Genomic DNA, 17263 nt, shown 5'->3' on the forward strand with positions numbered 1-17263 from the left:
AACTCGCGACCCCGACCTTGGCAAGGTCGTGCTCTACCAACTGAGCTATTCCCGCATATGGCGTCCCCTAGGGGACTCGAACCCCTGTTACCGCCGTGAAAGGGCGGTGTCCTAGGCCACTAGACGAAGGGGACACACCTACAACATTCACTCCCTACCGCGTTTCGCTGTGTGCTTTACGCTGTAAGTGGCGCGCATTCTATGGATGGATTGAAAGGTCGTCAACCCCCAAGGATAAATTTATTTAAATCAATGACTTCGCCATGGTTTCACGGCCTTCGCGGGCATTGGCACCGTCCGAGCCTTGGCGCCTATATTCTGGCGTTCGACAAGACGCTATAGTTCACCCTGACAAATGATGGCAATGTGCATCCATTCAGGAAGCGCCTACCTATATAGAAGAAATCACCTGGGCAACTGGTCGATCGGTCCTATCCGCCGGATGACCCAGTCACTACACTCCACAGCACACCCTATTAAAGAGGTCACACCGGTGACACCACTCATGATCACCCTGCTGGTAATAGCCGGGATCGTAATACTGATCGCCATTGGCTACATGAACCACGTGGTGGAAAACAACAAGCTAGAAAAGAAGCGTACCGAGATCGAGCTTAACGATCGGCTGCGTCGCTGCGGTGAAATCACCGAGACCTTCCCCGGCCAACTGATGACCCCAGCGCTCAAGCTGTTGCTGGCTCGCCTGGAACTGAACGTCAACCAGCGCCTGTTGAACCTCAACAAGTCCAGCACACCGCTCAAGGCCCGCATCAACGAACTGAATGCGCTGATCGCCCAAGGCGAATCGATTCCGGTGCCCAACCCACCGGCCCCGATCCAGACCGAAGCCAAGGCCAAGGACGTGCGCTTCCTGCTCGAAGCCCTGCACGGCCAAGTCACCCGCGCCGCCCAGGATGGCTTCCTGCCGACCAACGAGGCCAAGCACTGGATCAAGGAAATCCGTCATATCCTGGTGCTGCTGCACATCGAGTTTTTCAACAACCTCGGCCAGCACGCCCTGCTGCAAGGCCAACCCGGCCAGGCACGCCTGGCGTTCGAGCGCGGCGTGCAGTACCTGCGTAAACAACCGGAGCCGGTGCTCTACAGCGCCCAGTTGCAACTGCTGGAGTCCCAACTGGCGCGCGCCAACTCCACAGTGCTGACCAACAGCAAGCCGGCCGAGGACGAAGTCAACGAGCTGACCGAGGGCTTGAAAGTCGTCGATGCCGACGCCGAGTGGAAGAAGAAAGCGATCTACGATTGATGGCAACGCGAACGCAATGCTCATAGCAACGAAGATCAAAGGTGGTGGCTTGCCTGCGAAGACGTCGGCCCAGCAAACATTGATGTTGACTGACACACCGCTTTCGCGAGCAAGCCCGCTCCCACAGTGGGATTGTGGGGGTGTCAGGTAGGTGAGCATCGGCTGGCAGGCCTTCATCGCAGGCAAGCCAGCTCCCACAGTGAAATCATCACATGCCATCAATGTGCACCTATCCCCCCGCTCCCGACTAGCGTAAAAAAGTGCCCCTCACTCCGTGAAATTAGAGGCCTGTTATGCCTGTCGCCGTGATTGATGGACAACCGCTGCACTATATCGACCAGGGCGCCGGCCCTGTCGTGCTACTGGGTTCGAGTTACCTGTGGGCCAGCGACATGTGGGCGCCGCAGATTGAAGCGCTGTCGCAGCAATACCGCGTGATCGTCCCCGAGTTGTGGGGCCACGGTGAGTCCGGGCCGTTGCCAGCACCCACTCATTCCCTGGATGACCTCGCCCGCCAGGCCCTGGCGTTGCTGGTTCACCTGAGTATCGAGCAAGCCAACCTGGTGGGCCTCTCGGTCGGCGGCATGTGGGGCGCACGCCTGGCATTGCAGGCTCCCGAGCGCATCAACAGCGTAGTGCTGATGGACACCTACCTCGGGGCCGAACCCGAAGCAACGCGCCAGTATTATTTCTCGCTGTTCAAGATGATTGAAGACGCCGGGGCGATCCCCGAACCGTTGCTGGATGTGATCGCACCGATCTTCTTCCGCCCGGGCATCGACCGCGAATCCGCGCTGTACCGGGATTTTCGCCAGTCACTGCAAGACTTCCCCAGAGAACGCTTGCTGGACAGTATCGTGCCGCTGGGCCGCCTGATCTTCAGCCGCGAAGACATCTTGGCGCACTTACCTGCATTGGACTCCGACACCACCCTGGTGATGTGCGGCGAGCAGGACAAACCCCGGCCACCCGCCGAGTCCGAGGAAATGGCCGACCTGATCGGTTGCAGCCTGATCCTGATCCCCGAAGCCGGGCATATCTCCAGCCGCGAGAACCCGGATTTCGTCAACGAGGCGCTGCTGACCTTCCTCGCCAACCACGCCTGATCGCCCCGCCCTCAGATCGCAGCGCCTACGCTGCGATCAAAGGCGGAAATGCCCCACCATCCCCTTGAGTTGCGCGCCCAACTGCGCCAACTGGATGCTCGAGGCGGCATTGCCTTGCATGCTCAACGCCGAATGATCGGCACTCGCCCGAATACTCGTGACGCTGCGGTTGATCTCTTCAGCCACCGAGCTTTGCTCCTCGGCGGCGGCGGCGATCTGTTGATTCATCTGCTGGATCAATGAAACAGCCGCCGCAATGCTGCCCAAGGCCCCTTCGGTTTCCAGCGCATCACTGACCGCCAGCTTCACCAGCTCGCCACTCTGCTGGATCTGCTGCACCGAGGACTGCGCCGCACTGCGCAGCGTGCTGACCAGCCGTTCGATTTCCTCGGTCGATTGCTGGGTGCGCTTGGCCAATGCCCGCACTTCATCGGCCACCACTGCAAAGCCACGCCCCTGCTCACCAGCACGCGCCGCCTCAATCGCAGCGTTCAAAGCCAACAAGTTGGTCTGTTCGGCCACGCTCTGGATCACGCTCAAGACGGTACCTATATTCTGGATTTGCGCGCTGAGGCTTTCGATACTGGCGCTGGCACTGTTGCTGGATGTGGCCAGCAACTCGATACGCTGCAGACTCATGCGCACCACCTGCTGGCCGCTATCGACCTTGGCATCCGCGGTCTGTGCGGCTTGGGCAGCCTGCTCGGCATTGCGTGCCACATCGTGCACCGTGGCGGTCATCTGGTTCATCGCCGTAGCGACTTGCTCGGTTTCGTCCTTCTGGTTGCTGACTTCGGCAGTGGTTTGCTCGGTGACGCTGGACAATGAATGCGCGGAGCTGGCGAGCTGTTCGATCCCCGCCTGCAACCCGCTGACCATCTGGCTCAAGCTGTTGCCCATCTGCTGCATCGCCTGCATCAGTTGGCCGATTTCATCACGCCGGCTGATCTCCATGCGCCCACTCAGGTCACCCGAGGCGATCTGCTGAGCCACGGCGATCACCGCCCGCAACGGCGCAACAATCAAGCGGGTGATCACCCATGCAGCGATCAAGCCCACCAGCAGCGCCAGGGCAGATGAACCGATGATCAGCAGCGTGCTGTGCTGCAACTGCGTTTGCATGGACTGGTCTTCGGCGGCGTACGCCTGGTTGACTCGATTCACCACTTGCTCGGCGCGGTCATGCAACTGGGTGTAGACCACTTTTTCCTGGGCCAACAGCCCGGTGTATTCGCCGAGCTTGTCACTGAACGACGCGATATGCCCGGAGACTTCATTGAGCACGGTCTGGTAGCCGGGGTCCTTGACCGTGGTTTTGAGTTTCTCGACTTCAGCCAGGGCCTGGTCGGCTTGCTCGATCTTGCCCTGCCCGGCGTCGTCTGCGTCCGCCCTGCGGCTCTGATCCAGGCGCACCCGCGCTTCGTTCATGGCCTGCAACATCAGACGCGACACCTGGCTGACCTGCCCCGCCTGCTCGATAAACTCCGCGCCCTCCGCGCCTTGGCTTTCCTTGAGGCCATAGGCGCCGTCGTCCGCCAGCCCGGCTTGCAGCACATCCAGGTTATTGGCCACGCTGGACACCGACCAACTGGCCATTTCCAGGGCGAGGTCCTTGGTCTGGGTCAACTCGACGAACTCATCGAATGCCTGGCGATAGGCGACCAAGGCCTGCTCAACGTCATCCATCACTCGCTCGTTGCTGGCGGACCGAGCCTTGAGACGCGTGGCCTGGGCCAGCAGCGCATCGACACTGGCATGCAGGGCATCAACGGCCTTGGGATCGGCGTGCAACGCATAGTCCTGCTCGATCACGCGCACCTTGAGCAGGTCGCTGTTGAGCGTGGACATCGACGTAAGGCTTTCGAAGCGCTGGCCGATGGTCTGCAGGGACCACACACCGATGGCCGCTACCAAGGCCGTCAGCAGCAGTACCAGGGTAAACCCCAAGCCGAGTTTTTTTGCCATACCGAGGTTGGCGAAACGTCGTTGCACGCCCGAAATCATTGCACTTGATCCTCTTGCAATGGCAAATGCCATAAGCCAGGTTTACAAGCAGCGAGATTCGCAACCCTGGGGCACTGAGCACAAGCCGCGGGCGCCGGAATAATGGCAAAAAGCTACATGCGCGTCGTTTTCAGAATGGTCGAGGTCGATCTTGCCGCGCCCATGGCTCGGAACAGCGTCAATGCGCGTTGATCAGCCGCGTAGGCCACATTGATGCGTAACCATTCGCTGCGCTCACCCGTGGGGCTGAACAATGCGCCGGGCGACAGCAACACACCCAGCCGCTGGGCGCAGGCTTGCAATCGCGAGGGGTCGGCCAAGCCTGGTCGTGCCCACAGGAACATCCCGCCCGCGGGTGCGGCAAATACCTGCCACTCTTCATCCTCCAGTACCTGCAACGTCGCGGCCATCTGTGCATTCAAGCGCTTGCGCAGGCGCTGCACCCACTTACGGTAAGTGCCGTTACTCAGCAACGTCGCCACCATGGCTTCGGCAAACCGTGAAGTGCCGATGCCTGTGAGGGTCTTGAGCTGGGCCAATTGCGTAATGATCGCAGCACTGGCACACAGGTAACCCACGCGCAGGGCGCTGCTAAGGGTCTTGGAAAAGCTCGACACATAGATCACCCGATCATCATGGGCCAGCGCTGACAAGCGCGTGCAACTGGCATGCTGCAGGTCGCCGTACACATCCTCTTCGATAATCAGGAAGTCGAGTTCGCGGGCCAGCTCCAACAACCGCTCCGCCACCGGACGGCACAGGCTGGTGCCGGTGGGGTTGTGATACAGGCTGTTGATGAACAGGCACTTGGGCCGATGGGTTTGCAGCAGCGCTTCCAATGCCGGGATATCCGGGCCGCCATGGGCACGTGGCACTTGCAGCAGCGTGACCCCTCGAAAGGCCAGTTGGCGGTAGAGATTGCCATACCCGGGTGTTTCGACCACCACCTCATCACCGGGCTTGAGCAACGTGCGTATCAGCAGGTCCTGGGCATGGCTGGCGCCATGGGTGGTCAGGATACAGTCCAGGCTGGCGGGCACGTGAATCTGCGTCAGGCGCTTGAGCAGTTGTTCGCGCAACGCCGGCAGCCCCAAGGGTGTGCTGTAGTTGAACAGGCCACCAGTGTCGGTACGGCTCAGTTCACGGATCGCGTAGCTGATGTCATCGCTTTCGCGCCAAGTGTCGGGTAACCAACCGCAGCCCAACTTCAGCTCGCCCAGCGGGCTATCGGTAAATGCACCCCAGCCTTGTTCCGCACCTTCATACCAATGGTTTTCGTGGGCCGTGGCGGGATGCGCCACCACGAACCCCGAACCCTGCCTGGGAGCCAGCAGCCCCTGGGCCACCAAGCGCTCGAATGCCTCGATCACGCTGGACTGGCTCAGCAGGTTATCGAGGGCCAATTGGCGAATGGACGGCAAGCGTGTGCCAGGGCTCACCCCCTCCTTGCGAATCCATTCTGCCACCGCGCCGACGATCTGCTGAACAACCGGTACCAGGGCTTGTCGATCGATCCCTAAATCCATGAGCCACTCACTTAAACTGTCTGTTAACCCAAAACAGTTAAGCACAGAAGCCTGGTAAAACCGGTCGCCAAGTTTTATTAAAGTATTGATTTTATTAGATTATTTACCTTCGGAAACATATTCAGCCACGGCACTCTGCCAGCTATGGAAACGCCCCACATCACCCCGCGCTCTTTTCAAACAGCGTGCCAAGCGCGGTCCTAGATCGCCGTCGCGCCACCGTCCACCGCCAGGGCCAGACCGGTGGTAAACGCTGCGCCATCACTGCACAGGTACAACACGGCGCTGGCGATTTCCTCAACCTTGCCAATGCGTCCCACCGGGTGCATGGCTGCGGCAAACTCAGCCTTGCGTGGGTCGGCCTCATAGGCGCGACGAAACATGTCGGTATCAATCACGGCCGGGCAGACGGCATTCACGCGAATTTTCTTCTTCGCGTACTCGATGGCCGCCGATTTGGTCAGGCCAATCACCGCATGCTTGGACGCCGCATAGATGCTCATCTTCGGTGCCGCCCCCAGCCCCGCCACCGATGCGGTGTTGACGATGGCCCCACCGCCCTGGGCCAACAGCAACGGCAACTGATACTTCATGCACAGCCACACGCCTTTGACGTTAACCCCCATGATGGCATCAAATTCATCAAGACTGCCGTCGGCCAGCTTGCCCTTTTCGATCTCGATGCCGGCGTTGTTGAAGGCGTAGTCCAGGCGCCCATAGGTGGCGACGGTTTGTGCCATCAATTGCTGCACGTCCGTGTCGAGCGTGACGTTGCAGCGCACAAATATCCCTTCGCCACCGGCCTGGTGGATCAGTGCCACAGTGCCCTCGCCTCCTGCCACATCAAGGTCCGCGACCACCACCTTCAAGCCTTCGGCGGCGAATGCCAGCGCGGTGGCGCGGCCAATACCAGCAGCGGCGCCGGTCACCAAGGCGACCTGGCCGGAAAACGTCATGCTCATGGGAACTGTCCTGTGGGGGTTAGTAACGGTGGAGCGAGTCTAGCCAACGCCCGCAGCCGTGCGTCAGCACTATCAGAAGGCCGGTTGGCGCTGCATGAATCGCAGTGATAAAGCCGCCCGGCTGATTATCAGCGAAGCCTATTACCGGGCATTCGCCTGCTTTGCACACCCTTGCCCTTCTGCCACTGAGGGTCTATCACTCATGTTCCATTTCTAAAGAGTCCTTGCCATGACCGCCCAGACCAACCGCCAATTTCTGCTCGCCAAACGCCCGGTCGGTGCCGCCACGCGAGAGACCTTCACTTACCAGGAAGTGCCAGTGGGCGAACCCCAGGACGGCCAAGTGCTGGTGCGCAATGAATACCTGTCCCTCGACCCGGCCATGCGTGGCTGGATGAATGAAGGCAAGTCCTACATCCCACCAGTAGGCATCGGCGAAGTGATGCGCGCCTTGGGCGTAGGCAAGGTGATTGCCTCGAAGCATCCGAACTTCGCGGTGGGGGACTACGTAAACGGTGCACTGGGCGTGCAGGATTACTTCCTCGGCGAGCCCCGTGGTTTCTATAAGGTGGACCCCAAGCTGGCACCTCTGCCCCGCTACCTGTCCGCCCTGGGCATGACCGGCATGACGGCGTACTTTGCCCTACTGGAGACCGGCGCCCCGAAAACCGGTGACACCGTGGTGATCTCCGGTGCTGCCGGTGCCGTGGGTAGCATCGCCGGGCAGATCGCCAAGCTCAAAGGCTGTCGCGTGGTGGGGATCGCCGGTGGCGCCGAAAAGTGCAAGTTCCTGGTGGATGAGCTGGGCTTCGACGCCGCCATCGACTACAAAACTGAAGACGTGCCCGCCGCCCTCAAGCGCGAGTGCCCCAAAGGCGTGGACGTGTATTTCGATAACGTCGGCGGCGATATTCTCGACGCCGTGCTCAGCCGCCTGGCGCTCAAAGCCCGCGTAGTGATTTGCGGCGCAATCAGCCAGTACAACAACAAGGAAGCGGTCAAAGGCCCGGCCAACTACCTGTCATTGCTGGTCAATCGTGCGCGCATGGAAGGCTTTGTGGTGATGGACCACGCGGCGAACTTCGCGGCGGCGGGCCAGGAAATGGCCGGTTGGATGGCCCAGGGCAAGCTCAAGAGCAAGGAAGATATTGTCGAAGGGCTGGAGACATTCCCGGAAACGCTGATGAAGCTGTTCAATGGCGAGAACTTCGGGAAGTTGGTGCTCAAAGTCAGCTGACACACCACAAAAACAGATGTGGGAGCTGGCTTGCCTGCGATGCAAGCAACTCGGTCTCTAAGTGATACCGAGTTGATACTATCGCAGGCAAGCCAGCTCCCACATTTTTGCCGCTCTAAAAATCAGGCGATCTCGGCGACGACCGCTGCCAACGCCTTGGCAGGATCCGCCGCCTGGCTGATCGGACGGCCAATCACCAGGTAATCCGAGCCCGCATCCAGGGCCTGGCGTGGGGTCAGGATGCGGCGCTGGTCATCCTGGGCGCTGCCGGTAGGACGGATACCCGGTGTCACCAGTTGCAGCGAGGGGTGAGCGTTCTTCAGGGCCTGGGCTTCCAGGGCTGAACACACCAGGCCGTCGAGGCCGGCTTTCTGCGCCAGGGCTGCCAGGCGCAACACCTGAACCTGCGGCTCGATATCCAGGCCAATGCCCGCCAGGTCCTCGCGCTCCATGCTGGTGAGCACGGTTACACCGATCAACAACGGTTTTGGGCCGCTGCGCTGTTCCAGCACTTCGCGGCAGGCGCTCATCATGCGCAGGCCACCGGAGCAGTGCACATTGACCATCCACACGCCCATCTCGGCCGCGGCTTTGACGGCCATCGCCGTGGTGTTGGGGATGTCATGGAATTTCAGATCCAGGAACACTTCGAAGCCTTTGTCACGCAGGGTGCCGACGATTTCCGCCGCGCAACTGGTGAACAGTTCCTTGCCGACCTTGACCCGGCAAAGCTTGGGGTCCAACTGGTCAGCCAGCTTCAGTGCGGCGTCACGGGTGGGGTAATCCAGGGCGACGATGATAGGAGTCTGGCAGACGGACATTGGAATGGGCTCTCAGGCAAGTCGAAATCGGCGCGGATTGTAGCGCAAGCAGCGCCGTTGCGGGATCCGATGATCGGTAAATACCGATCAAGCGCCCAATATAGGCGATTCAGGATGATTGTTTCAGCTCCGATACATTCACGACATGCCCTCAATACGCCGTCCGGCTAGCCTCGCGCACATGACCGCCCGCCCAGCACTTCCAGCCCTGGAACTGGGCGCCTATGCTGACAGCCACAATCAGGCAGATGACCTCGCTATGCATACCCCTTGCGACCCTGTAAACGAAGCGCCAAAAGACGCGGTGATCGCCGAAGACAAGCGCTGGAACACCCGCGCGCTGATTGTCGACGACGACGTACCGATCCGCGAACTGCTGATCGACTACTTGGCACGCTTCAATATTCTCGCCTCAGGCGTCACCGACGGCACCGCCATGCGCCAAGCCATGCAAGCGGAGACCTTCGATGTGGTGGTGCTCGACCTGATGCTGCCGGGCGAAGACGGGCTGACATTGTGCCGCTGGCTGCGCGCCGAGTCGGACATTCCGATCCTGATGCTCACCGCCCGCTGCGAACCCACCGACCGCATCATCGGCCTGGAACTGGGGGCAGACGACTATATGTCCAAGCCGTTCGAACCCCGGGAACTGGTCGCGCGTATCCAGACAATCTTGCGCCGGGTGCGTGATGACCGCACCGAACAGCGGGCCAATATCCGTTTCGACAATTGGCGCCTGAACAGCGTGCTGCGCCAGTTGGTGGCCGATGATGGCCTGGTGGTGCCGCTGTCCAACGCCGAGTTTCGTTTGTTGTGGGTGTTCATCGAACGCCCGCGCCGTGTGCTGAGCCGCGAACAGCTGTTGGACGCGGCCCGTGGGCGCTCTATCGAGGCCTTTGATCGCAGCATCGACTTGCTGGTGTCGCGCCTGCGTCAGAAGCTGGGGGATGACCCCAAGGCTCCGCAACTGATCAAGACCGTACGCGGCGAAGGCTACCTGTTCGACGCCCGGGATATCGGTTGATGCGCGCGCCCTTCAATACGCTGTTCGGGCGACTGTTCGGCCTGTTGCTGGTGGCGATTGTGCTGGCCCATGTGCTGGCGTTCTTCTGGTTCCACCACTACGGCCCGCCGCCACCGCCCCGCGCGGCGTTCGTCGAACAACCGGACGGCAGTCTCACGCCCTTGCGCAAGGCGCCTCGCCCCTGGTTTGGCGGCCCGGTGGTACCCCTGACATTTCAATTTATCTCGCTGATCATCGCCGCCTGGTACGGCGCCAAACTGCTGAGCCGGCCGATCCAGCGCCTGAGCGCGGCGGCCGAGCGCTTGAGCGTCGACCTCGACAGCCCGCCCCTGGTGGAATCCGGCCCTCGCGAAGCGCGCCAGGCGGCCTCGACCTTCAACCTGATGCAAAAGCGCATCCGCGAACAAGTCAGCCAGCGCGCCCGCATGCTCGGCGCGGTCTCCCATGACCTGCGCACCCCCCTCTCGCGCCTCAAGCTGCGCCTGGAACAGATCGAAGACCCCAAGTTGCAAGGTCAGATGCGCCAAGACCTGGACGACATGATCGGCATGCTGGATGCCACCTTGAGCTACCTGCACGAACAGCGCACCAGCGAGACACGGCATTGGCTCGACGTACAGGCATTGGTGGAATCCCTGAGTGAAAACGCTCAGGACCAAGGCCGCGACGTGAAATTTTCCGGCACCTGTACACCGTTGCAGGTACAGCCGATGGCGCTGCGCTCATGCCTGAACAATTTGATCGACAACGCCCTGCGCTATGCCGGCACCGCCCGGGTAGAACTGGCCGACAGCCGCGGCGCCCTGGTGATACGGGTGATCGACCACGGCCCGGGAATCGCCGCCGATAAGCGCGAAGCGGTGTTCGAGCCGTTCTTTCGCCTGGAGGGTTCGCGCAACCGCAATTCCGGAGGGGTCGGTTTGGGGATGACCATTGCCAGGGAGGCCGTCGAGCGACTCGGCGGCCACCTGAGCCTGGAAGATACACCGGGCGGTGGGTTGACGGCGGTGATGTGGTTGCCGAGGGTCTAAGCACTCCCATTTACCTGACGCGCCGCGAACCAAATGTGGGAGCTGGCTTGCCTGCGATTGCGCAGTGTCAGTCGATGAAGTGTTGGCTCGCCCACCGCTATTGCAGGCAAGCCAGCTCCCACAAGTACCGCGGCGCACCACAGTTAGGTACACCCATCAGTTACAGGGTTTGTCTTCACGACGCACTTGCGCCTGGCTCGCGCTCCAGTCTGTCAACAGGCTGTAGGCCACCGCCAGCAACGTCGGGCCAATAAACAGGCCGATAAAGCCGAACGCTATCAACCCACCAAACACACCCAACAGCACAATCACCAACGGCAGGTTGCCGCCACGGCTGATCAGGTACGGCTTGAGCACGTTATCCACGCCGCTGATCACGAACGTGCCCCATACGCCCAGAAATACCGCGTAGGTGTAATCGCCCTTCCAAGCCAGCCACGCCGTGGCCGGAATCCACACCAGCGGCGGCCCCATGGGAATAAGGCTGAGCAGGAAAGTCACGATACCCAGCACCAGCGCGCCCGGTACGCCAGCGATCAGAAAGCCGATCAGGGCCAGCAGCGCCTGGGCCGCAGCGGTGCCGATCACACCATTGACCACCCGCTGCACCGTGCCGGCCACCAGTTCGATGTAATAGCCAGCGCGCTCGCCAATCAGGCGCTCCAACAGGCGGTGCACAAACATCGCCAGGCGCGGCCCGTCACGGTAGAAAAAGAATACGAAGACCAGGCTCAGGGTCAGCTCAAGAATGCCGCCGCCAATTTGCGCACTGCGCGCCAACAACCAATTGCCGACCTGGCCCAGGTACGGCTTGATGCTCACCATCAGCGCCGCGCCTTGTTGATCAATGCTGTCCCAGGTCGCCACCAGGCGCTCGCCTACGAAGGGGATCGACCCCAACCAGGTCGGCGCCTCGGGCAAGCCGTCGACCTGGATGTCCTTGATGAGAGCCACCGCATCACGCACATGGTCAGCCAGGTTGAACCCAAGCCATACCAATGGCACCGCCACCAGCAACATCCACCCCAACGTCAGGATGCCAGCGGCCAGGGACTCTCGGCCGCCGAGCCAACGGGTGAGCAAACGCATCAGCGGCCAGCTGGCAAATGCCAGCACCGCGCCCCAGAACAGCGCCGACCAGAACGGCGCCATGACCCAGAAGCTGGCACCAAACAGCACCAGCAGCAGGATTTGCACCAGCAGGCGATCGTTATTGAGCATCGGGTATCTCGAAAAGAAGGCTGTAGGAAGAGAGCTTAGGCGAACGGCACGGGTCCGTTCGCCCTGTGGTGCTTAGCGTATCAGATGCAGATGCAGCCCTTGGGTTTCACCGGTGCCGGTTTCCAGACGGGCGGTGCGCACGCCCTTCTCCACCAGCGCCTGGCGCCAGGCCTCGGCCTGCGGCCCGCTCAGGCTCACGCGCAGGGTGGTGTCGAGGTTCAAGGCTCGGGATATCAAGGTCAGCCAGGTGTCGTCAGGCTCGGCGCCCAGCGCGGGAAAATCCAGCTCGCCGGTACTTTTGAGTTCACGCAGCAGGGTGGCCGAGGTGGGCAGCAGTTCGCCCAAGGGCGCGCTGGCGTCGAGTTGCTCCACATGCAGGTAGGCGCGGCGGTTACCACGTGTGATCCCGTACAGCGCGACCAGGGAATTGTCCTGCGGGGCGGCCAGGCGTAGCAGCAGGTATTCCTGTTGGCCGTCGGCGCCCACCAGCTTGGCGTTGCCAAACACTTCGTTGGCCCACAGGCTGCTTTCGCCACAATCGCGGGCCTTGCACCAGAACAACAACTGCGCACCCTTGGCCTGCAAAGCTTCGCGCGTTGCGGTAAAGGCGGCGCTGGAGCTGTGTTCGGCGGGCAATTCATAGGTGATTGCAGTGGCTGGGCCGCGTGCGATGGCCTGGCCTTCATAACGCAACTGGCCGCTGATCTTGCGGATCGCGCCCATGGGGTAAATGCGTTCCTTGTCTTCAGCGGGGCGGTAATCGACGATTTGCGCATCAACCTGACGGGCTACCGCCGGTAGATCCTGGCTGCCGGGCAGATCGGCGGCAAATACCAGGGGGCTGAAACAACAAAGGCCCAGGGCACGGATACATCCTTTACCCAGGCTCATCGGATCAGTGAGCCCTGGCCAATGTTGGTCACAGCGATATTGAGTGTGTTCATGGTTGACTCCCTTTCAATCCGCCCAGCCTCGGCAGTTGACCCCGCCAAGTCAAGGCGTGGAGAAGAACCGATTGAAACAGTCTGCAACAAGAGCCGCACCGGGCTCGTCATTCAGGTGTAAATGATGGCCGCCTGGCAGCGTGGTAACCGTGAAGGGTAGCTGAGAAAGCAATTCGGAATGTTTCGCCAGCATGCCGTCAGCCGCGACCACCAACTGGGTAGGGCACCCTACCCTTCGCACGAAAGCCATGGCTTGTTCGTCGGTCAGGCGCATCGGCGACGCCAGGGTCAGGCGGCTATCGCTGCGCCAGGTGTAACCGCCTGGTACGGGCATCAAACCGCGCTGGGCCAGGAGCTGCGCTGCTTCACGGCTGACCGCGACCACGCCTTTCATCCGCGCCTCGACCGCTCGATCAAGGCTGTTGTAGACCGGCTTGCGCTTGTCCTGCAGGCTCAATTGCGCCTGCAACGCCATGCCCAGGCGCTCGGCCGCGTTCTCGCCACTGGCGGTCGGTGGGATCACGCCGTCAATCAGGCCCAGGTGTGTCACCCGCTCCGGCAAGGCCCCGGCCAATACCAGAGAGACGATGGCGCCCAGGGAGTGGCCAAGTAATGCAAAACGTTTCCAGCCCAGTTGCTCAGCCACCTGCAGCACGTCATAGACGTAATCCCACAAGGCATAACCGGCGCCAGCCGGGCGATGCGCCGAATGCCCATGCCCCGCCATGTCCAGGGCGACGATGCGCAACCCTCGCAGCTTGGGCGCCAGGCGCGCAAAGCTGTTGGCGTTGTCCAGCCAACCATGGAGGGCAATTACCGGCAGGCCGTCCTCGGGCCCGAACAGATGCGCGGCCAGTTCGATGTGCGGCAGGCTCAGGCGTACCTCTTCGACGGGCGTACTCATGCGCAACTGCGCTCACGGGCCTGCCAGCGGGCGAACAGGGTCTTGATCAAGGCAGCAGTGTCCTGAGGGCGTTCGAGGGGAAACATATGGCCGCCGGGCATGGTGAGCATTTCGCCCATGGGCAAGCGGTCAACACCGCTGGCATGGTGACGCATCACCACCCGGCTCTGGCGGCCACGCACCACGGCCAGCGGCACCTTCAACTGGCGCACCTGGCCCGGGCTGGTGTGGGGCACGCCGCGATAGATGCTGATTTCGGTGGCTGGGTCGAACCGCAGGCGCAGGCGATCGCCCACTTGCTGCAGGCCATGTTGCAGGTACGCGTCAAAGCAATCGGGGTCAAAGCCACGGAACAGGGTCTTGCCGGCGAAATAGCTGCGCGCGGTGTCCAGGTCGGTGAATTCTTCGCGCCGGCCAAGCGTGCGCCCAGCCGGGGTGAGTCGGTCGATAAAACCAAAGCGCTTGGCAGCGCGGATCACCCAGCGGTCTGCGCGGGTGAGCACCGGCGAATCCAGCATCACCACGCCCCGGTACAGCTGCGGGCAGCGCATGGCCGCGTGTAAATGCAGCACGCCACCCAGGGAATGGCCCACGCCCCATACCGGCTCTGGCTGCTGCTCCAGATGATGGATCAGCTCGTCCACCAGGTTTTGCCAGTTATCATCCACCGGGAACTTGGGGTCGTGACCGTGCTGCGGCAGATGGGCCACCGCATATTCCGGGGCCAGGGCGGCAAACAGCTTGCCGTAGGTGGCCGAAGGGAAGCCATTGGCGTGGGTAAAAAACACGTGCTGCGACATACAGGTTCCATCAACAAAAACAGAGGGGGATTGTCACCATGCCCGGCCCCTACAGCAATGACTGTAACTGCCAGGAATGATGACACTCACGCCACGCCTATCGCGCCGGCGGTTGTTCACCCAGCGGCACCACGGCCATGGTCAGGCGCGAGACACAACTGGCCTTGCCCTCGTCGCTGCTCAGGCGGATGTCCCACACCTGGGTAGTGCGCCCGATATGAATAGCCTTGGCCACCGCAGTTACCCGGCCGCTGCGCACGCCGCGCAGGTGGTTGGCGTTGACCTCCAGGCCCACGCAATAGAACTTGCTTGCATCAATGCACAAGTAGGCGGCCATGGAGCCGACACTTTCGGCCAGCACCACCGAGGCGCCGCCGTGCAGCAGGCCGTAGGGCTGATGGGTGCGGTGGTCGACCACCATGCTGGCGGTAAGGGATTCGTCGTCGAAGCTTTCGAAACGAATATCCAGCATTTCACCGATGGTGTTTTTCTGGATCGCGTTGAGGTGTTCGATATTCGGTTGGGTACGCCACAGGCTCATACGGTTGTCCTTGTTGGTTTTATTACGGCCCTAATCCTGCCACAAAACGGTTTCGGCGCGTGCGCTCCATGCTTGCAATTGTGGCCCGTACGTCGACTCGATCACGTTGCGTTTGATCTTCAAGGTCGGCGTGAGAAAACCGTTTTCCACCGCCCATTGGTCTTTCACCACCACCAATTGCCCCATGCGTTCGTGCTTGTCCAGGCCTGCGTTCACCTGTGCCAGCCAGCGTTCAAGACCACCGCCGAGGGCTTGGCGGTCCTCGCCGGGTGCCGACAACACGCACAGCCCTATCGGCGCACTGAGCCCCTCGCCGACCACACACACCTGTTCAATACGTGCATGTTCGGCCAGGCGGTTTTCAATCGGCGCCGGGGCTACGTATTTGCCTTTGCTGGTCTTGAAGATTTCCTTGAGACGTCCGGTCAGGCGCAGGCGACCGTCCGCGTCCTGCTCGCCCTTGTCACCCGTCCGCAGGAAGCCATCTGCGGTGAGCGTATCCGCGGTTTTCTGCGGGTCCTTGAAGTAGCCCAACATGGTCGCGCCACTGTGTACCTGCACTTCGCCTGACGGGTCGATACGCACTTGCACGCCTGGGCAGGGCTGGCCGATCCAACCGAGCGTTTGCCCACCTGGGCGACACACATGGGAATAGCCGCAGTTTTCGGTCATGCCGTACACCTCCAGCACATCCAGGCCCAGGCGCTGATACCAACGCAGCAACGCCTCGGGCACCGGCGCGGCGCCGGACAGGGCGATGCGCAGCGCATCCAGCCCCAGGCCGGCGAGAATTTTATGGCCGACGCGTTTGCCGATAAAAGGCAGGCGTAACAGGGTATCGAGGCGTGTTTCCGGGATTTTGGCGTAGACGCCCAGTTGGAATTTGGTCCAGATGCGCGGCACGCCAAACAAGGCCGTCGGCCGCGCCCTGCGCAGATCGGTGAGGAAGGTTTCCAGGCTCTCGGCGAAAAAAACGGTTTGCCCGGTATAGATCGACGCCATTTCTACAAACATCCGCTCCGCCACATGGCACAGCGGCAGGTACGACAGCAACCGGTCGCCCTCCCCCAGGCCAAACAGCTCAGTACCGCCCGAAGCAGCAAACCCCAAGGCGCCGAAACTGTGCATCACCCCTTTAGGCAGGCCGGTCGTACCGGAGGTGTAGATGATAGTGGCCAGGCTGGCGGCATCCGGTAGCGGGTTGTCCTGGATCGGTGAACAGGCTTGCAGGTCCGCCCAACTGAAATCGAAAGTCTCTTCAGGAGGGCACAGCGGCAGACTGATAGTCGGCACACCCGCAGGAACGCCAGGCGCCATTGCCGACCAATCATCCAGCTTGCCGATCAGCGCCAACCGCGCCTGCGAGTGAGTCAGCACATGGGCGACTGAGTCCGCGGTGAGGTTGGGATAAAGCGGCACCGACACGTGCCCAGCCATCCAGATCGCCAGGTCGGCGATGATCCAGTGGGCGCAGTTTTTTGAAATCAAGGCAATATGCGAGCCCTGGGGCAACTCCCGCGCGCGCAGCCAGTGCGCGGCGCAACGAGCCTGGTGGCCGACCTCGCCCCAGGTGAGGGCCTGCACCTCACCGCCGCCGATGGGCTGAACGAGGAAGACTTTGCGCGGGTGCCGCGCTTCACGCTCGAAGAAGACCTGCAACGGCAAACGAAAAGCGACAGGCATGGGACGCGCTCCTTTGTGATCCAAGATACAGCCAACCAAGCACTTGCTTGGTTGACTGTATAGCACAGGAGAAGGAAACGGCCTGCCGCTAACCACGATGCGAAGCGAGACGCTCTTGATCTGCTCTCGATCTTAGGCGCCCCCCCAAATCACTGGCGGATTACGGGCACACCGAGCCTGGGCGAGGTGCCGAGT

General features: G+C 61.5%; 15 protein-coding genes, 1 tRNA gene and 1 pseudogene. 5 read left to right on the plus strand and 12 right to left on the minus strand.

Annotated elements, in window-relative coordinates; genetic code table 11:
* Positions 1-58 precede the first annotated feature (58 nt).
* A tRNA-Glu gene (locus tag OC445_RS26265) sits at positions 59-134 on the minus strand.
* Positions 135-493: 359 nt separating this feature from the next.
* On the opposite strand from OC445_RS26265, the gene OC445_RS26270 reads away from it, so the two are divergent.
* Both OC445_RS26270 and OC445_RS26275 read left to right on the plus strand, forming a co-directional pair.
* Positions 494-1264 (plus strand): hypothetical protein, encoded by a 771-nt coding sequence (locus OC445_RS26270; RefSeq protein WP_034127216.1) that lies wholly within the window; start codon positions 494-496, stop codon positions 1262-1264.
* A gap of 293 nt (positions 1265-1557) precedes the next feature.
* A complete protein-coding gene (locus OC445_RS26275; RefSeq protein ID WP_262020436.1) occupies positions 1558-2370 on the plus strand; it encodes an alpha/beta fold hydrolase in 813 nt (270 codons plus the stop codon).
* A 36-nt stretch (positions 2371-2406) separates the two neighbouring features.
* Here the strand turns inward: OC445_RS26275 and OC445_RS27225 are convergent, their stop codons facing one another.
* The 4 genes and pseudogenes from OC445_RS27225 to OC445_RS26290 all read right to left on the minus strand — a co-directional run bounded on the left by OC445_RS27225 (position 2407) and on the right by OC445_RS26290 (position 6862).
* Positions 2407-3288, minus strand: a complete 882-nt coding sequence (locus tag OC445_RS27225; protein ID WP_370721009.1) for a methyl-accepting chemotaxis protein — start codon at positions 3286-3288, stop codon at positions 2407-2409.
* Positions 3265-4407: pseudogene (locus tag OC445_RS27230) on the minus strand (HAMP domain-containing protein); the annotation flags it as partial. The pseudogene OC445_RS27230 and the gene OC445_RS27225, both read right to left, overlap by 24 nt.
* A gap of 80 nt (positions 4408-4487) precedes the next feature.
* Positions 4488-5900 (minus strand): PLP-dependent aminotransferase family protein, encoded by a 1413-nt coding sequence (locus OC445_RS26285; protein WP_034127213.1) that lies wholly within the window; start codon positions 5898-5900, stop codon positions 4488-4490.
* A 200-nt stretch (positions 5901-6100) separates the two neighbouring features.
* Positions 6101-6862 (minus strand): SDR family oxidoreductase, encoded by a 762-nt coding sequence (locus tag OC445_RS26290; protein WP_262020438.1) that lies wholly within the window; start codon positions 6860-6862, stop codon positions 6101-6103.
* A gap of 229 nt (positions 6863-7091) precedes the next feature.
* Between OC445_RS26290 and OC445_RS26295 the strand changes: the two genes are divergently transcribed.
* On the plus strand, positions 7092-8099 hold the full coding sequence (locus OC445_RS26295) for an NADP-dependent oxidoreductase (RefSeq protein WP_089042713.1): 1008 nt from the start codon (positions 7092-7094) through the stop codon (positions 8097-8099).
* Positions 8100-8221: 122 nt separating this feature from the next.
* Here the strand turns inward: OC445_RS26295 and pyrF are convergent, their stop codons facing one another.
* A complete protein-coding gene (gene pyrF / locus OC445_RS26300; protein ID WP_003190068.1) occupies positions 8222-8920 on the minus strand; it encodes an orotidine-5'-phosphate decarboxylase in 699 nt (232 codons plus the stop codon).
* A 259-nt stretch (positions 8921-9179) separates the two neighbouring features.
* On the opposite strand from pyrF, the gene OC445_RS26305 reads away from it, so the two are divergent.
* Positions 9180-9944 carry a response regulator gene (locus OC445_RS26305; protein WP_034127268.1) on the plus strand — a complete coding sequence of 255 codons (765 nt, stop codon included), beginning with the start codon at positions 9180-9182 and terminating at the stop codon, positions 9942-9944.
* Complete coding sequence (locus OC445_RS26310) at positions 9944-10975, plus strand: sensor histidine kinase (protein WP_089042712.1); 1032 nt, start codon at positions 9944-9946, stop codon at positions 10973-10975. The genes OC445_RS26305 and OC445_RS26310 overlap by 1 nt, the downstream gene beginning before the upstream one ends.
* Positions 10976-11131: 156 nt before the next feature.
* Here OC445_RS26310 and OC445_RS26315 read toward each other — a convergent pair whose 3' ends face one another.
* From OC445_RS26315 to OC445_RS26340, 6 genes are all read right to left on the minus strand, one after another.
* Positions 11132-12196, minus strand: a complete 1065-nt coding sequence (locus tag OC445_RS26315) for an AI-2E family transporter (RefSeq protein WP_003190063.1) — start codon at positions 12194-12196, stop codon at positions 11132-11134.
* Between the two features lie 72 nt (positions 12197-12268).
* On the minus strand, positions 12269-13087 hold the full coding sequence (locus OC445_RS26320) for a DUF4892 domain-containing protein (RefSeq protein WP_054920057.1): 819 nt from the start codon (positions 13085-13087) through the stop codon (positions 12269-12271).
* Positions 13088-13189: 102 nt separating this feature from the next.
* Positions 13190-14044: an alpha/beta hydrolase gene (locus OC445_RS26325; protein WP_054920059.1), complete on the minus strand. Its 855-nt coding sequence runs from the start codon at positions 14042-14044 to the stop codon at positions 13190-13192.
* Entirely contained in the window at positions 14041-14844 is an 804-nt protein-coding gene (locus OC445_RS26330) for an alpha/beta fold hydrolase (protein WP_262020439.1), read from the minus strand. The genes OC445_RS26325 and OC445_RS26330 overlap by 4 nt, the downstream gene beginning before the upstream one ends.
* A 97-nt stretch (positions 14845-14941) precedes the next feature.
* Positions 14942-15385, minus strand: coding sequence for a hotdog fold thioesterase (locus OC445_RS26335; protein WP_014717751.1), 444 nt, complete (start codon positions 15383-15385; stop codon positions 14942-14944).
* A gap of 30 nt (positions 15386-15415) precedes the next feature.
* Positions 15416-17068 (minus strand): AMP-binding protein, encoded by a 1653-nt coding sequence (locus tag OC445_RS26340; protein WP_072448127.1) that lies wholly within the window; start codon positions 17066-17068, stop codon positions 15416-15418.
* Between the last annotated feature and the right edge of the window lie 195 nt (positions 17069-17263).

This window comes from Pseudomonas sp. Pse35 (genome assembly GCF_024519715.1).
GTDB classification, from domain to species: Bacteria; Pseudomonadota; Gammaproteobacteria; order Pseudomonadales; family Pseudomonadaceae; genus Aquipseudomonas; species Aquipseudomonas paracarnis.

What these genes read in the sequence shown, in the direction of transcription:
- pyrF (WP_003190068.1), bottom strand. Translation starts at nt 8,920, where the DNA reads ATGTCCGTCTGCCAGACTCCTATCATCGTCGCCCTGGATTACCCCACC.
- OC445_RS26315 (WP_003190063.1), bottom strand. Translation starts at nt 12,196, where the DNA reads ATGCTCAATAACGATCGCCTGCTGGTGCAAATCCTGCTGCTGGTGCTG.
- OC445_RS26320 (WP_054920057.1), bottom strand. Translation starts at nt 13,087, where the DNA reads ATGAGCCTGGGTAAAGGATGTATCCGTGCCCTGGGCCTTTGTTGTTTC.
- OC445_RS26295 (WP_089042713.1), top strand. Translation starts at nt 7,092, where the DNA reads ATGACCGCCCAGACCAACCGCCAATTTCTGCTCGCCAAACGCCCGGTC.
- OC445_RS26285 (WP_034127213.1), bottom strand. Translation starts at nt 5,900, where the DNA reads ATGGATTTAGGGATCGATCGACAAGCCCTGGTACCGGTTGTTCAGCAG.
- OC445_RS26305 (WP_034127268.1), top strand. Translation starts at nt 9,180, where the DNA reads ATGCATACCCCTTGCGACCCTGTAAACGAAGCGCCAAAAGACGCGGTG.
- OC445_RS26335 (WP_014717751.1), bottom strand. Translation starts at nt 15,385, where the DNA reads ATGAGCCTGTGGCGTACCCAACCGAATATCGAACACCTCAACGCGATC.
- OC445_RS26330 (WP_262020439.1), bottom strand. Translation starts at nt 14,844, where the DNA reads ATGTCGCAGCACGTGTTTTTTACCCACGCCAATGGCTTCCCTTCGGCC.
- OC445_RS26325 (WP_054920059.1), bottom strand. Translation starts at nt 14,044, where the DNA reads ATGAGTACGCCCGTCGAAGAGGTACGCCTGAGCCTGCCGCACATCGAA.
- OC445_RS26310 (WP_089042712.1), top strand. Translation starts at nt 9,944, where the DNA reads ATGCGCGCGCCCTTCAATACGCTGTTCGGGCGACTGTTCGGCCTGTTG.
- OC445_RS26290 (WP_262020438.1), bottom strand. Translation starts at nt 6,862, where the DNA reads ATGAGCATGACGTTTTCCGGCCAGGTCGCCTTGGTGACCGGCGCCGCT.
- OC445_RS26340 (WP_072448127.1), bottom strand. Translation starts at nt 17,068, where the DNA reads ATGCCTGTCGCTTTTCGTTTGCCGTTGCAGGTCTTCTTCGAGCGTGAA.
- OC445_RS27225 (WP_370721009.1), bottom strand. Translation starts at nt 3,288, where the DNA reads ATGCAGGCGATGCAGCAGATGGGCAACAGCTTGAGCCAGATGGTCAGC.
- OC445_RS26275 (WP_262020436.1), top strand. Translation starts at nt 1,558, where the DNA reads ATGCCTGTCGCCGTGATTGATGGACAACCGCTGCACTATATCGACCAG.